Annotated in this window: 12 protein-coding genes and 1 tRNA gene; all 13 read right to left on the bottom strand. The window is 67.7% G+C overall.

Annotated elements, in window-relative coordinates; genetic code table 11:
• Positions 1-40: 40 nt before the first annotated feature.
• Positions 41-622: a ribosome maturation factor RimP gene (rimP, locus tag ACQYVW_RS13910; RefSeq protein ID WP_434933486.1), complete on the bottom strand. Its 582-nt coding sequence runs from the start codon at positions 620-622 to the stop codon at positions 41-43.
• Between the two features lie 442 nt (positions 623-1,064).
• Positions 1,065-1,784 (bottom strand): hypothetical protein, encoded by a 720-nt coding sequence (locus tag ACQYVW_RS13905; RefSeq protein ID WP_434947403.1) that lies wholly within the window; start codon positions 1,782-1,784, stop codon positions 1,065-1,067.
• 376 nt (positions 1,785-2,160) lie between these two features.
• Positions 2,161-2,237: transfer RNA gene (locus tag ACQYVW_RS13900), tRNA-Met, on the bottom strand.
• Between the two features lie 67 nt (positions 2,238-2,304).
• Entirely contained in the window at positions 2,305-3,753 is a 1,449-nt protein-coding gene (nuoN, locus tag ACQYVW_RS13895) for an NADH-quinone oxidoreductase subunit NuoN (protein WP_434947402.1), read from the bottom strand.
• Positions 3,754-3,838: 85 nt separating this feature from the next.
• Positions 3,839-5,353 (bottom strand): NADH-quinone oxidoreductase subunit M, encoded by a 1,515-nt coding sequence (locus tag ACQYVW_RS13890; protein ID WP_434933479.1) that lies wholly within the window; start codon positions 5,351-5,353, stop codon positions 3,839-3,841.
• Positions 5,354-5,357: 4 nt separating this feature from the next.
• Complete coding sequence (gene nuoL / locus ACQYVW_RS13885; RefSeq protein ID WP_434933478.1) at positions 5,358-7,469, bottom strand: NADH-quinone oxidoreductase subunit L; 2,112 nt, start codon at positions 7,467-7,469, stop codon at positions 5,358-5,360.
• A 563-nt stretch (positions 7,470-8,032) separates the two neighbouring features.
• A complete protein-coding gene (nuoK, locus tag ACQYVW_RS13880; protein WP_434933477.1) occupies positions 8,033-8,356 on the bottom strand; it encodes an NADH-quinone oxidoreductase subunit NuoK in 324 nt (107 codons plus the stop codon).
• Complete coding sequence (locus tag ACQYVW_RS13875) at positions 8,356-9,006, bottom strand: NADH-quinone oxidoreductase subunit J (protein ID WP_434947401.1); 651 nt, start codon at positions 9,004-9,006, stop codon at positions 8,356-8,358. Before ACQYVW_RS13875 ends, nuoK begins: the two co-directional genes overlap by 1 nt.
• A 10-nt stretch (positions 9,007-9,016) precedes the next feature.
• A complete protein-coding gene (nuoI, locus tag ACQYVW_RS13870; RefSeq protein ID WP_434933475.1) occupies positions 9,017-9,505 on the bottom strand; it encodes an NADH-quinone oxidoreductase subunit NuoI in 489 nt (162 codons plus the stop codon).
• Positions 9,505-10,623, bottom strand: coding sequence for an NADH-quinone oxidoreductase subunit NuoH (nuoH, locus tag ACQYVW_RS13865; RefSeq protein ID WP_434947400.1), 1,119 nt, complete (start codon positions 10,621-10,623; stop codon positions 9,505-9,507). The genes nuoI and nuoH overlap by 1 nt, the downstream gene beginning before the upstream one ends.
• Positions 10,620-12,881 carry an NADH-quinone oxidoreductase subunit NuoG gene (nuoG, locus tag ACQYVW_RS13860; protein WP_434947399.1) on the bottom strand — a complete coding sequence of 754 codons (2,262 nt, stop codon included), beginning with the start codon at positions 12,879-12,881 and terminating at the stop codon, positions 10,620-10,622. The genes nuoH and nuoG overlap by 4 nt, the downstream gene beginning before the upstream one ends.
• A complete protein-coding gene (nuoF, locus tag ACQYVW_RS13855; protein WP_434947398.1) occupies positions 12,878-14,245 on the bottom strand; it encodes an NADH-quinone oxidoreductase subunit NuoF in 1,368 nt (455 codons plus the stop codon). Before nuoF ends, nuoG begins: the two co-directional genes overlap by 4 nt.
• Positions 14,245-14,772, bottom strand: coding sequence for an NADH-quinone oxidoreductase subunit NuoE (nuoE, locus tag ACQYVW_RS13850; RefSeq protein WP_434947397.1), 528 nt, complete (start codon positions 14,770-14,772; stop codon positions 14,245-14,247). Before nuoE ends, nuoF begins: the two co-directional genes overlap by 1 nt.
• Between the last annotated feature and the right edge of the window lie 7 nt (positions 14,773-14,779).

The following is a 14,779-nucleotide window of genomic DNA, read 5'->3' as shown; positions in this document are numbered from 1 at the left end:
CCCTCGTTCCGCGCCGGGAAAGCTCCGGCACGGCGGAAAATCAATCGCGCTGCGGCTTGGCCGCGCGGCGTCCAGGCGCCTTGCGCCCGGGCTTGCCGGGCCGGGCGTCGCCACCGGGCAGATCGCGCGCCGGCGCGTAGCCCAGCGCCGCCCAGTCGGGAACCAGCCGCGCCTTGTCGATGTTGTCGGCGGACACCTCGAACGGCTGCCCATCGATGTCGAACACGATCACGCCATCGGCCACCGAGACGATGGTGCCGGTCAGGCGACGGCGCCCGTCCTGCGGCAGCTTCAGGCCGACCTTGGCGCGTTCGCCGATGAAGCGCGCGAACTGCGCCGCATCGAACAGCGGCCGGTCGACACCGGGCGAGGAGACCTCCAGCGTGTAGTTGCCCGAGATCGGGTCCTCCACGTCGAGCTGCGCCGACACCTCGCGGCTGACCGCTTCGCAGTCCTCGATGGTGACCACGCGCGCCTCGGCCTCCGCCTGCGGCACGTCGATGTACAGACGCACCACCGAGCCGCCCGGCGCGGGCAGGTACTCGATGCCGAGCAGCTGCAGCCCCAGCGATTCCACCGTGGGGGCCAGCAGCGTGCTGATCTGTGTCGCCTTATCCGTCACGTCGCGTCGTTCAACCTTTTCCAGATCGCCAGAAACAGCAAGGGGCCCGTGGGGCCCCTTGTCCTGAATGTCCGGCCAGAGCCGGATTTCGGTATCGAGACCAGCAAAAGGCCCCGATGAAGCCCGGTTTCCCGGCACCCTGCGGAGGCTTCAACGCCGCCGCGGACCCGGTGAAACTGGTAGCGCGCGCTGGCTCCGTTCCTGATCCGATCGAGCTGTTCAGGGTGCTGCCGCGCCGCGCAAGCCCGGAATCATAGCGGGTGGGCCCCGGCAAGTCTACCTTCCGGCCAGGCAGCTAGGCTGGCGCAGCGACGGGAGCGGCATCCCTGCCGGCGGCATACGGGCCCGCGCCAGACGGGGTCGGACTGCGGCCGGGCGCATGCGCAACCGACATCGCCGATGCACGCCGGCAGCGGGCGCATGCGCCCCGCCGGCCGCCCGCTCACCCGTAGGGACTGAATCCGGACGGGGCCACGCCGACGTGCTGGTCGGCAGCCAGGATCTCGACGTAGTTCGCCGGATTCGACACGTTGCCGCCCACCAGGATCGGACTGGTCCCGTCGAGGACGAAGCTGGGCCGGGTCCCGGCGGCCGGGTCGCCGCCGCCGGCCCAGCCTCCGGCCGTCGACAGCTTCACCCAGACCGCGCGGGTGCCCGCATCCACCGCCAACTGCACGACCAGGCGCTGGCCAGGCGCGCCGGAGAGCGGCGTCACCTCCATCTTCGTGTCCGACGGCAGCCCGTAGTTCGCATACGCCATCAGCATCCACGCCGATACCGCCTGCACCGACGCGCCCGCACGCCCGTAGCTGCGGCCGGGATGCGCGGTATCGCGCGCCGGTTGCTGCGGATCGCCCCAGAGCGAAACGCCAGCTGCATGTCGCCCGCCATGGAACACGACCGCTTCGACGTAGGCCCGACCCTTGAGTGGCGCCCGGGCGAAACCCGTGGCCACCACGTCGGGCGCGGTGGTGCTCAACCGGGTTCCGCGCCTGGTCAGCACCGCGTCGGCGTTGACGTGCTGGAACGCCAGCCGCCCGCTGCCGACGGTGTCGGCAGGCGGCGCGGATGCGATTGCCGGGCTTGCGCCCACGCTGCCGCACGTCACCGCGCTGCAGAGCAGGATGGCTGCTGCGGCGAATGCCTGTCGCAGGTCGATCAATGCCGCCCCCTGGAGTTAAAAAACGGCCGCCATGATGCCATCGGATTACCGCGCTCGATCGCCGCGGCCCGGTGCCGGGGGCATCCACCACCGGCGGCTGGATCCGCGCGGCGCACGCAGTGCGCCTGCTGCACACGATTCCGCAGGCCTCGGCCGCTGCGCGATCGTCGACGTTCCGCACCAGGATGCGCGATACCGGGCGATCGGTCCCGTCGGCACGTCCGGCTTCGTCCAGCCGGCCGCGCAGCACGGACCACTCCATCCAGACGTAGCGCTCGCGACCACCGACATCGTGGCAGTCGAAAACGAAAAAGGCGGCCTCGTTTCCGAGGCCGCCTTTTCGTCATCCGCGCCGGAGCAATGCGCGGACATATTTTGGTAGCGGGGGCAGGATTTGAACCTGCGACCTTCGGGTTATGAGCCCGACGAGCTGCCAGACTGCTCCACCCCGCAGCAGAAGCGGAATTATGAAGGCAGCGGAGACTTTTGACAAGCCCCGCGTACCTTCGGTGCCGATGGCTCAGGCAAATGCCTGCTGGCACCACTCCATGACCGGACTCCAGAACAGGCCCAGACCCAGCAGCGCCAGTGCATTGATCGAGAACACTGCCTGGAGTGCGCCGCCACGGACCGTGACCGGCTCGCCCGATGGCTGGTCGAAGTACATCACCTTGATCACGCGCAGGTAGTAGAACGCGCCGATCACGGCGAACACGATGCCCACGATCGCCAGCCACAGCAGGCCGCCCTCGAGCGCCGCGCGCAGCACCGCCACCTTGGCCCAGAAGCCGAGCAGCACCGGCACGCCAGCGAGCGAGGCCATGATCAGCAGCACCAGGCCGGCCATCCACGGGTTGCGTGCGTTGAGCCCGCGGAAATCGTCGATGCTGTCGGCCTCGAAGCCCTTACGCGCCAGCATCACGATCGCGCCGAACGCCGCGGCGGACATGATCGCGTAGCTGATGGCGTAGAACAGCGCCGCCGCATAGCCCTCCGCGCCGCCCGCCGCCAGCCCCATGAACATGAAGCCGACGTGCGAGATCGTCGAGTACGCGAGCATGCGCTTGAGATTGGTCTGCGCGATCGCGAACAGGTTGCCCACGCCCAGCGACAGCGCCGCCAGCACGGCCAGCAGCAGCTGGCTCTGCTCGTAGGCCGGGCCCAGTGCGATGTCGAGCATCCGCCAGGTCATCCCGAAGGCCGCGATCTTGGGTGCCGAGCCGATGAACAGCGTGATCGGGGTCGGTGCGCCGTGGTAGGTGTCGGGCAGCCACATGTGGAACGGGGCAGCGCCGAACTTGAAGGCGATGCCGACCACCACGAACACGGTGCCGGTCAGCAGCAGGGTCCGGTCGGTGCCGGACACGGCGACGGCCGCGTCGCGGATGCCGCCGAGGTCCAGCGTGCCGGTCGCGCCGTAGACCAGGGTCATGCCGTACAGCAGCAGGCCCGAGGCCAGCGAACCGAGCACGAAGTACTTCATCGCCGCTTCTGAGGCGAGCGGACTGTCGCGGTCGGTGGCGACCAGTGCGTAGGAGCACAGCGCCAGCAGCTCGAGCCCCACATAGACCATGGTCATGCTGCCGGCCGAGACCAGCAACATCATGCCGGCCACCGAGAACAGCACTAGCACCGCCACTTCGCCCTTGTACAGCCCGCGCTCGCGCAGGAAGGGCCAGATGTAGGCCATCGCCAGTGCGCTGACCAGCAGCAGCACGAGCTTCATCACGTCCGCACCCTCGTCGCGCACGAACATGCCCGACAGCACGCTGCCCTGCCCGCCGAAGTCGAACCAGACCATGGCCGCGGCGGTCAGCAGGGTGGCGATCGCGAGCGCGTGGGTGACCACGCGACGGCGGTCGTCCAGGAACAGGTCGAGCATCAGCAGCGCGAACGCGCCGAAGACCACGACTAGCTCGGGCGCCATCGGCGCCAGCTCGGCGAAGGAACGTACGGGAGGGGGCGTCATCGCGGTCGTCATCACTTCTTGCATTCCTCGGCGGCCGCGTGGGCCGCCCTGTCTCCGTCACCGGAGCGGCTGGTCGGGTCCGGCATCACAGCTTGCTCGCCGCGATGTGGCTGGCCAGCTGCGCGATCGCCGGGTCCATCAGGTCGATCAGCGGCTTGGGCCAGACGCCGATCGCCACCGTGCCGATCGCGAAGGTCCCGAGCACGATCCATTCGCGAGCGTTGATGTCCTTGAGCTCGGCCACGTGGGCGTTGCCGACCTCGCCGAACATCACCCGCTTCACCAGCCACAGCGAGTAGCCGGCGCCGATGATCAGGGTCAGCGCGGCGGTGAACGCGATCATCGGGTGATGCTGGAAGCTCGCCAGGACCACCATGAACTCGCCGACGAAGCCCGAGGTTCCGGGGAGGCCGGAGTTGGCCATCGCGAACAGCACCATGAAGAAGGTGAACCACGGCATCACGCTGGCCACGCCGCCATAGTCGCGGATCATGCGCGTGTGCATGCGGTCGTAGAGCACGCCCACGCAGGAGAACATGGCGCCGGAAATGAAGCCGTGCGAGATCATCTGCACCATCGCGCCCTGCAGGCCGAGACGCGCCGCATCCTCGCCACCGCTCACGTCGCGCATCAGCGCGAAGGCGATGAAGGTGCCGAGGGTCACGAAGCCCATGTGCGACACCGAGGAGTAGGCGATCAGCTTCTTCATGTCCTCCTGGACCAGCGCCACCAGGCCGACGTAGACCACCGCGATCAGCGACAGCGCGATCACCAGCCAGGCCCATTCGTGGCCGGCATCGGGCGTGATCGGCAGGCTGAAGCGCAGGAAGCCGTAGCCGCCGATCTTCAGCATGATTGCGGCCAGGATCACCGAACCACCGGTGGGCGCCTCGACGTGCGCATCCGGAAGCCAGGTGTGCACCGGGAACATCGGCACCTTCACCGCGAAGGCGGCGAGGAAGGCGAAGAACAGCCACATCTGCTCGCTCGCGGTCAGGCGCAGCGCGTACAGGTCCGGCAGCTGCCAGCTGCCCGCCTTCAGGTACAGGTAGATCAGGCCGACCAGCATGAAGATCGAGCCGAGGAACGTGTACAGGAAGAACTTGATCGACGCGTAGACGCGCCGCGGGCCGCCCCAGACGCCGATGATGATGAACATCGGGATCAGCATGGCCTCGAAGAACACGTAGAACAGCAGCGCGTCCACGGCCGAGAACACGCCGATCATCAGGCCTTCGAGGATCAGCATCGCGCCGTAGTACTGGCTCACGCGCCGGTCGATCGAGGTCCACGCCCCCACCAGCACCAGGGCGGTAGTCAGGGCGGTGAGGATGATCAGCGCGATCGAGATGCCGTCCACGCCCAGGTGGTACTGGATGTCGTAGGCGGGAATCCACTCGCGCCGTTCGAGGAACTGCATGCCCGTGGCTGCGTAGTCGAAGCCGGTGAACAGCGGCAGGCTGAGCAGGAACACGACCAGCGCGGTCGCCAGCGACAGCCAGCGTGCGCCCGCGGCGCGCTTGTCGCCGAGCGCGAGCACGGCGGCACCGCCGAAGATCGGCAGCCAGATCAGGAGACTGAGGAGAGGCCAGTTCTGCACGAGGTCAAGTCCAATGGCGGATCAGCACGGCCAGGAGCACGATCAGGCCGAGGATCATCGCGAACGCGTAGTGGTAGAGGTATCCGGTCTGCATGCGGCGGACGAGGCCGGCGGCAAGGTCGACGACCCGCGCCGCGCCGTTGACCAGCACGCCGTCGATCAGCTTGCTGTCGACCTCGCGGGAACCGCGGCCCAGCAGCGCGGCGCCGCCGGCGAAGCCCTTGATCCACAGGTCGTCCATGCCGTACTTGTTTTCCAGCACCCGGATCGGCCCGCGCAGCGCGTGGGCCACCTTCGGCGCCAGGCCGGGCTTCCACACGTACATCAGGGTCGCGAGCAGGAAGCCGGCGAAGGTGAGCCAGAAGGCCGGGGTCACGAAGCCATGCAGCGCGAAAGCGACCGGGCCGTGCCACAGCTTGTCCTTCAGCTGCGCCATCACGTCGTTGGAGGCGAGCACCTCGATCGCGCCGGCGAAGAACGGCGTGGCGTCAGCATGGCCCGCCCAGTCGGTGCCGAACAGCATCGGACCGGCGGTGAAGAAGCCGACCAGGATCGACGGGATCGCCAGCAGCACCAGCGGCAGCGTCACCACCCACGGGGACTCGTGCGGTTCGTGCACGCCATGGTGGTCGTCGTGCGCGTGGTGGCCATGCGCATCCAGGTGCGACGGCTCATGCCGCGTCTCCTGGCCCAGCGGGCCGTGCTGCTCCTGCGGGTGCGACGGCGCGGCCTCGCGGAAGCGCTCCGGCCCGAAGTAGGTCAGGTACAGCAGGCGGAAGCTGTAGAACGAGGTGACGAACGCGCCGAGCAGCACCGCCCAGAAGCCGTAGGTGCCGACCCAGCTCCGATCCGAGGCGTGTTTGGCCGCTTCGATGATCGTGTCCTTGGAGTAGTAGCCGCTGAAGAACGGCGTGGCCACCAGCGCCAGCGTGCCGATGACGGTGGTCCAGAAGGTGATCGGCATGTACTTGCGCAGGCCGCCCATCTTGCGCATGTCCTGCTCGTGGTGCATGCCGATGATCACGCTGCCCGCGGCCAGGAACAGCAGGGCCTTGAAGAAGGCGTGGGTCATCAGGTGGTACACCGCCGCCGAGTAGGCCGACACGCCGAGCGCAACGGTCATGTAGCCCAGCTGCGACAGGGTCGAGTACGCGACCACGCGCTTGATGTCGTTCTGCACCATGCCGATCAGGCCGGTGAAGAAGGCGGTGGTGGCGCCGATGAACAGCACGAAGTCGAGCGCGGTCGGGCTCAGTTCGAAGATCGGCGACATCCGCGCGACCATGAAGATGCCCGCGGTCACCATCGTGGCGGCGTGGATCAGCGCCGAGATCGGGGTCGGGCCTTCCATCGAGTCGGGCAACCACACGTGCAACGGCACCTGGGCCGACTTGCCCATCGCGCCGATGAACAGGCAGATGCAGATCACGGTGGCCACCGACCACTCAGCCGAACCGATGATCTGGATGGTGCGACCGTCGAGCACCTCGCTGGCGCGCCCGAACACGGTGGCGTAGTCGAGGCTGCCGAAATACCACATCACCGCCGCGATGCCGAGCAGGAAGCCGAAGTCGCCCACGCGGTTGACCAGGAACGCCTTCATGTTGGCGAACACGGCGGTCGGACGCTTGAACCAGAACCCGATCAGCAGGTACGACACCAGACCCACCGCCTCCCAGCCGAAGAACAGCTGCAGGAAGTTGTTGCTCATCACCAGCATGAGCATCGAGAAGGTGAACAGCGAGATGTAGCTGAAGAAGCGCTGGTACCCCGGGTCGTCGGCCATGTAGCCGATGGTGTAGACGTGCACCAGCAGCGAGACGAAGGTCACCACCACCATCATCATCGCGGTGAGGTTGTCGACCAGGAAGCCGACGTGCGCCGAATAGCGGCCCACCTCGAAGAAGGTGTACACGTTCTCGTTGAACGGCGCTGCCCCCTGCCCGACCAGCTGCCAGAGCACGTAGCCCGAAAGCGCGCAGCTGATCGCCACCCCGAGGATCGTGGCGGTGTGCGCGCCCGCACGGCCGATCTGGCGGCCGAAGAAGCCAGCCACGATCGCGCCGAGCAGCGGTGCCAGCACGATGATCAGCAGATGGGTTGTCGAAATCGCCATGTCTTGTCCATTACCCGAGTCGTACCGCCTTCACTGCCACCTTCCGGGGTGGCGACGCGAGGCTCCGGGGAGCCTGCGCAACAACGTCTTGTCCTGCTTCCCGTCACCGTCATCCGCGGCAAACGCGCGGGCCCCGGAGAAACCCTGCCCGGCCATCCATGGCCGGGCGTTCGCGGCAGCGCGAGCCAATGGCTCGCGTACCTGGTGTTCGAGTTGTCACTGCAGCCATCCATGGCGGTACTACGCGGGCTCCGGAGAGACCCTGCCCGGCCATCCATGGCCGGGCGTTCGCGGCAGCGCGAGCCAATGGCTCGCGTACCTGGTGTTCGAGTTGTCACTGCAGCCATCCATGGCGGTACTACGCGGGCTCCGGAGAGACCCTGCCCGGCCATCCATGGCCGGGCGTTCGCGGCAGCGCGAGCCAATGGCTCGCGTACCTGGTGTTCGAATTGTCACTGCAGCCATCCATGGCGGTACTACGCGAACTCCGAAGAGACCCTGCCCGGCCATCCATGGCCGGGCGTTCGCGGCAGCGCGAGCCAATGGCTCGCAAACGCTGCCGCTCACCCCTTCAGCGTGTCGATTTCGGCCACGTTGATGGTGCGTCGATTGCGGAACAGCGTAACGAGGATCGCAAGTCCGATCGCGGCCTCAGCGGCGGCCACGGTCAGGATGAAGAACACGAAGATCTGCCCGGCCTCGTCGCCGAAATGACGCGAGAACGCGATGAAGTTGACGTTGACCGCCAGCAGCATCAGCTCGATCGACATCAGGAGGATGATCACGTTCTTCCGGTTGAGGAAGATGCCCGCCACGCTGATGCAGAACAGCGCCGCGCCCAGCGCGAGGTAGTGGCCCAGTGCCAGGCCCTGCCCGAAGATTTCCATTACCTGGCCTCCCCTTCACTGCCCGCGGGGCTCCCCGCAGGCGCTTCCACTACCGGCCGCTCGGCCGGCATGCTCACCATGCGCAGGCGGTCGGCGGCGCGGGTGCGCGTCTGCTCGCCGGGGTTCTGGTGCTTGGCGCCCGGGCGGCGACGCAGGGTCAGCGTCACCGCGGCAACGACGGCCACGGTGAGGATCAGGGCCGCGACCTCGAAGGGCAGCAGGAAGTCGGTGAACAGGCGCCGGGCGATCCAGCTGACGTTGTTCGCGCCGACCGCATCGACCGCGTCCGCGCCGAAGGGCGCAAGCCGCGACTTGATGCCGATCAGGGTCAGGATCTCCACCAGCATCACTACCGCCACCAGCAGGCCCACCGGCAGGTAGCGGACGTAGCCCTCGCGCAGCGGCACCACGTCGATGTCCAGCATCATCACCACGAACAGGAACAGCACCATCACCGCGCCGACATAGACCAGGATCAGCGCCACGCCCAGGAACTCGGCGCCGGCCAGGATCCAGGTGCAGGCCACGGTGAAGAAGGTCAGCACCAGGAACAGCGCGGCATGCACCGGGTTGCGGACGCTGATCACCGCGCCGGCCGAGACGACGGCCACCGTGGCGAAGGCGAGGAAGGCGAGCAGTGCGAAATCCATGATCGGTCGCTTATCGGAAGGCGGCGTCGGCGGCGCGGCGCTCGGCGATCTCGGCTTCGAGCCGGTCGCCGATGGCCAGCAGCTGCGGCTTGGTGACGATGTTCTCGCCGCGGTTCTCGAAGTGGTACTCGTGCAGGTGCGTCTCGACGATCGAGTCGACCGGGCACGATTCTTCGCAGAAGCCGCAGTAGATGCACTTGAACAGGTCGATGTCGTAGCGCGTGGTGCGGCGGGTGCCGTCCTCGCGCGGTTCCGAATCGATGGTGATGGCCAGCGCCGGGCACACCGCCTCGCACAGCTTGCAGGCGATGCAGCGCTCCTCTCCGTTCGGGTAGCGGCGCAGCGCGTGCAGGCCGCGGAAGCGCGGCGACTGCGGGGTCTTTTCCATCGGGTACATCAGCGTGTACTTGGGACGGAACAGATACCTGAGCGTCAGCGCCATGCCGCCCAGCAGCTCGAGCAGCAGCAGGCTACGGAACCAGGAAACGAACTTGCCCATCACTGCCCCGCCTCGAACACGCCGAAGTACGCCATCAACGCCACCACCACGATCCAGCCGATGCTCAGCGGGATGAAGACCTTCCAACCCAGCCGCATGATCTGGTCGTAGCGGTAGCGCGGGAACGAGGCGCGGAACCAGATGAAGCAGCTGGCGAAGAAGAACACCTTGGCGAACAGCCACCACCAGCCGTCGCCCAGGAGCACGCCGAGCACGGGCACGTCCGGGATCCAGGCTGCCGGAATCGGCGACAGCCAGCCGCCGAGGAAAAAGATCGGGGTGAGGAAGCTGACCAGGATCATGTTCGCGTACTCGGCCAGGAAGAACAGCGCGAACGCCGATCCCGAGTACTCCACCATGTGGCCGGCCACGATCTCGGATTCGCCTTCCACCACGTCGAACGGCGCGCGGTTGGTCTCGGCCACGCCGGACACGAAGTAGATGACGAACAGCGGCAGCATCGGCAGCCAGAACCATTCGAACAGGCCCGCATTGCCGGCCTGCGCCATCACGATCTGCGACAGGTTCAGGCTGCCCGCGCCGACCATCACGCCGACCAGGGCGAAGCCCATCGCGATCTCGTAGCTCACCACCTGTGCGGCCGAACGCATCGCGCCGAGGAAGGCGTACTTCGAGTTCGAAGCCCAGCCGGCGAGGATCACGCCGTACACGCCCAACGAGGTCATCGCCAGCAGGTACAGCAGGCCGGCATTGGCGTTGGACAGCACCAGCTGCGCGTCGAACGGCACCACCGCCCAGGCCGCGAACGCCGGGGCCAGCGTGATCAACGGCGCCAGCACGTACAAAGCACGGTGGGCGTTGCTCGGCTGGATGACTTCCTTGAACAGCAGCTTGAACACGTCGGCGAACGCCTGCAGCACGCCCCAGCCGACGTACATCGGGCCATGGCGCGCGTGCATCCAGCCGATCAGCTTGCGTTCCCAGACGACGTAGAACGCCACCGTGACGATCACCGGCACGGCGATGACGAGCACCTTGAGCACGATCCACAGGATCACGCCGATGGCGCCCAGCGACATCAGCCAGTCGTACAGCGGCGCGGTCCAGGCGGACAGCAGCGTGGCCGTGTTGGCGGCGGTATGGGTGGTCGCGCTCATGCCGCCTCCACCGTGACCTTGCCGGCGCCCAGCGCGGCGGTGGCGCCGTAGCCGGACTCCACCCAGGCGCAACCGGGCGCGACGAGATCGCTGAGGTTGACCGGCAGCGCGGCGATCCCCGCGCCGGCGCGGACCTTGGCCATCGCGCCCTGGGGCAGACCGGCGGCGCGGGCGTCGTCAGGATGCAGGTTCAGGCGCGGACCGACGGTCAGCGGATGCGCCTGCAGCGCCTGCGCGCGGCGGGTCAAGCCGTCGACGCGGTAGATCGCCTGCGACACGGCGAGTTCCAGGCCGTCGCCCGACGCCGCTGCGGGAGCCGTACCGCGCGACGCGGCCGGGGCGGTGGCCCGCATGCCGGCGCGCAGGCCCGCGAGTTCGGTGAAGCCGAAGCCCGGCAGGGCCAGATCGCCGCCGAGGGCACGCAGGACCTTCCAGCCCTGGCGCGCCTGCCCCGGCAGCTTGCCGGCGGCAAAGGCAGCTTGATCGATGCCTTCCAGGTTGGTCAGCGTCGCATCGTTCTCGAAGAGGGTCGCGATCGGCAGGATCACATCGGCAACGCGGCGCGTGGACTCGCAGGCGAAGTGGCTGAAGGCCACGACCTGCGCGCCACCGAGTGCCTTGAGCGCAGCCGCCTGGTCGGCGAAATCCAGGCCCGGCTCGATGCCGTACATCAGGTAGGCGCTGCGCGGCTCGGCCAGCATCGCGACGGCGTCGCGTCCGGAGGGCAGCACGCCATGGCGCGCCAGGCCCAGGGCATTGGCACCCTGCGGAATGCGGCACAGCGCCCCGCCCACCGCCTGCGCGAATCCGCGTGCGGCCGCGCGCACGGCGGCGGCATGCGGGCCATTCTCGGCCACTGCGCCCACGATGACGGCCACGGCGTTCGCGCCGCGCACCGCATCGGCGAGCTCGGCCGCGCCCAGCGCATCGGCCAGCTTCGACGGTGCGACGATGGTCTTGCTGGCGATGTCGAACGCGAACTCGAAGTCGACCGGGCTGACCACGTGCACCTTGGCGCCGCGGCGCCAGGCCTTGCGCACGCGCTGGTGCAGCAGCGGCACTTCGTGGCGCAGGTTGGAGCCGACGATGACGATGGCGTCGGCCTGGTCGATATCGGCCACCGGCATCGCGAACGCCTCCGCGACCGCGCCGTCGGACAGGTCGTGCTGGGCGATGCGGTGGTCGAGGTTGCCCGTTCCCAGGCCCTCGGCCAGGCGCGCCAGCAGGCTGCCTTCCTCGTTCGAGGTGGCCGGGTGTACGAGCACGCCGAGGTTGTCGGCGCCGTTCTCTCGCAGGATCTGCGCGGCCTTCGCCAGCGCCTCGTCCCAGCTGGCCTCGCGCCAGTCGCCCTCGTCGCCATTGCTGGCCATGCGGATCATCGGCTGCACGGCACGGTCGTCGGCGTACAGGCCCTGGTGCGAATAGCGGTCGCGGTCGGACAGCCAGCACTCGTTGACGGCCTCGTTGTCGCGCGGCACCGCGCGCATCACGTCGCCGCGGCGCATGTGCAGGAACAGGTTGCTGCCGAGCGCGTCATGGGCGCCCAGCGATTCGCGCGCGATCAGCTCCCAGGGGCGGGCGCGGAAACGGAACACCTTGTTGGTCAGCGCGCCCACCGGGCAGACATCGATGACGTTGCCCGACAGCTCGGTCGTCAGCGGCTTGCCGTCGTAGGTGCCGATCTGCAGGTTCTCGCCCCGCTGCATGCCGCCCAGCTCGTAGGTGCCGGCGATCTCCGCGGTGACGCGGATGCAGCGCGTGCACTGGATGCAGCGGGTCATGTCGCTGGCGACCAGCGGACCGAAGTCCTCGTCGGCCACCACGCGCTTGCGCTCGACGAAACGGCTCACCGAGCGGCCGTAGCCCATCGACAGGTCCTGCAGCTCGCACTCGCCACCCTGGTCGCAGATCGGGCAGTCGAGCGGATGGTTGATCAGCAGGAACTCCATCACGTTGCGCTGCGCCTTGAGCGCCTTTTCGTTGCGCGTGAAGACCTTCAGGCCATCCATCACCGGCGTCGCGCAGGCCGGCGACGGCTTGGGCGCCGAGCGGCCCCCGACTTCGGTGTCGACCAGGCACATGCGGCAGTTGGCCGCGATCGACAGCTTGTCGTGGTAGCAGAAGCGCGGGATCGCGATGCCGGCCTTGTCGGCGGCCTGGATGATCATCGAGCCCTTGGGCGCGGCCAGCTCGATCCCGTCGATGATGACGGTGACGTGGTCCGGCGGCAGGTTCGGATTGACGGGCTGTGCGCTCACGCGGCCACCTTCTCGGCCTTGACCAGCGTGCCGGCGAGTTCGTCGTCGACGTAGAAGCGCTTGTTCACGATGGCGTATTCGAATTCGTGCAAGTAGTGGCGCAGGAAACCCTGCACCGGCCAGGCGGCAGCCTCGCCGAAGGCGCAGATGGTGTGCCCCTCGATCTGCCCGGCCGCGGCCCGCAGCATCTGCAGGTCGTCCAGCGTGGCTTCCATGTTGGCGATGCGGGTCAGCATGCGGTACATCCAGCCGGTGCCTTCGCGGCAGGGCGTGCACTGGCCGCAGCTTTCCTTGAAATAGAAGCGCGCGATGCGCTGGCAGGCGCGCACCATGCAGGTGGTGTGGTCCATGACGATGACCGCGCCCGAGCCGAGGCCGGAACCGGCCTTCTGGATCGCGTCGTAGTCCATGGTCAGGCCCATCATCGTCTCGCCCGGCAGCACCGGCATCGACGAACCGCCGGGGATCACGCCCTTGATGCGGTGGCCGTTGCGGATGCCGCCGGCCATCTCCAGCAGTTCGGCGAACGAGGTGCCGAGACGGATCTCGTAGTTGCCGGGACGGGCGACGTGGCCGGACACGGAGAAGATCTTGCAGCCGCCGTTGTTGGGCTTGCCCAGGTTCATGAACCACTCGGCGCCGTTGCGCACGATCGCAGGCACCGAGGCGTAGGTCTCGGTGTTGTTGATCGTGGTCGGCTTGCCGTACAGGCCGAAGTTGGCCGGGAACGGCGGCTTGTAGCGCGGCTGGCCCTTCTTGCCTTCCAGCGACTCCATCAGCGCGGTTTCCTCGCCGCAGATGTAGGCGCCCGCGCCCAGCGCGTTGTAGATGTCGATGTCGATGCCCGAGCCGAGGATGTCCCTGCCCAGCCAGCCGTTGGCATAAGCCTCGCGGGTGGCTTCCTCGAGGTGCTCGAAGGGCTCGTGGTGGAACTCGCCGCGCAGGTAGTTGTAGCCCACGCTGGAACCGGTGGCGTAGCAGGCGATCGCCATGCCCTCGATCACCGAATGCGGGTTGTAGCGCAGGATGTCGCGGTCCTTGCAGGTACCCGGCTCGGATTCGTCGGAATTGCAGAGGATGTACTTCTGCATTTCGCCCTTGGGCATGAAGCTCCACTTCAGGCCGGTCGGGAAGCCTGCGCCGCCGCGGCCGCGCAGGCCGGACTGCTTGACCATCTCGATCACGTCGGTCGGCGCGATCTTCTCGGTCAGGATCTTGCGCAGCGCCTGGTAGCCACCGGTCTTGAGGTAGTTCTCGTACGACCACGGCTTGTCGAAATGCAGCGTGGTGTAGACGGCCTGGTGCTCCTTCGGAGCGGGGCCGACCGGACCATAACCTTCCGAATAGTGCGAATGACCCGCCATTACTTCAGCCCGTCCAGCAGCTCGTCCACCTTTTCGGAGGTGAGCTTCTCGTGGTAATGCCCGTTGATCACGACCACCGGCGCGCCGCAGCACGCGGCCACGCATTCTTCCTCGCGCTTGAGGTAGACGCGACCGTCGGCGGTCGATTCGCCCAGCCTGCAGCCGAGCTTCTTCTCGGCGTGCTCGACCAGCTGCTCGGCGCCGTTGAGCCAGCAGCTGATGTTGGTGCAGAAGGCGACGTTGTTGCGCCCGACCTCCTGCGTCTCGAACATCGTGTAGAAGGTCGCCACCTCGTAGGCCCACACCGGAGGCAGGTCGAGGTACTTGGCAACGCCGGCGATCAGCTCGTCGGTCAGGAAACCCTGGTTCTGCTCCTGGGCGGCGAACAGCCCCTGCAGCACCGCCGAGCGCTTGCGGTCGGCCGGGAACTTGGTCAGCCAGTGATCGATGTGGGCGCGGGTCGCGTCGCTCAGCACGACCATCGGGTCGACGTTGCGCGCGTTCTCGAAATTGCCTGTCGCTTTCATCGCCTGC

Source organism: Luteimonas campi (genome assembly GCF_051162505.1).
Lineage (GTDB): Bacteria > Pseudomonadota > Gammaproteobacteria > Xanthomonadales > Xanthomonadaceae > Luteimonas.
Note: the sequence above shows the minus strand (reverse complement) of the source record. Positions and strands in the feature narration are given on the sequence as shown.

Bases quoted from the DNA above. Each gene is read 5' to 3' on its own strand.
- nuoF (WP_434947398.1), bottom strand. From the start codon at position 14,245: ATGGCGGGTCATTCGCACTATTCGGAAGGTTATGGTCCGGTCGGCCCC.
- nuoK (WP_434933477.1), bottom strand. From the start codon at position 8,356: ATGGAAATCTTCGGGCAGGGCCTGGCACTGGGCCACTACCTCGCGCTG.
- nuoH (WP_434947400.1), bottom strand. From the start codon at position 10,623: ATGAGCGCGACCACCCATACCGCCGCCAACACGGCCACGCTGCTGTCC.
- ACQYVW_RS13875 (WP_434947401.1), bottom strand. From the start codon at position 9,006: ATGGATTTCGCACTGCTCGCCTTCCTCGCCTTCGCCACGGTGGCCGTC.
- nuoE (WP_434947397.1), bottom strand. From the start codon at position 14,772: ATGAAAGCGACAGGCAATTTCGAGAACGCGCGCAACGTCGACCCGATG.
- nuoL (WP_434933478.1), bottom strand. From the start codon at position 7,469: ATGGCGATTTCGACAACCCATCTGCTGATCATCGTGCTGGCACCGCTG.
- nuoI (WP_434933475.1), bottom strand. From the start codon at position 9,505: ATGGGCAAGTTCGTTTCCTGGTTCCGTAGCCTGCTGCTGCTCGAGCTG.
- nuoN (WP_434947402.1), bottom strand. From the start codon at position 3,753: ATGACGCCCCCTCCCGTACGTTCCTTCGCCGAGCTGGCGCCGATGGCG.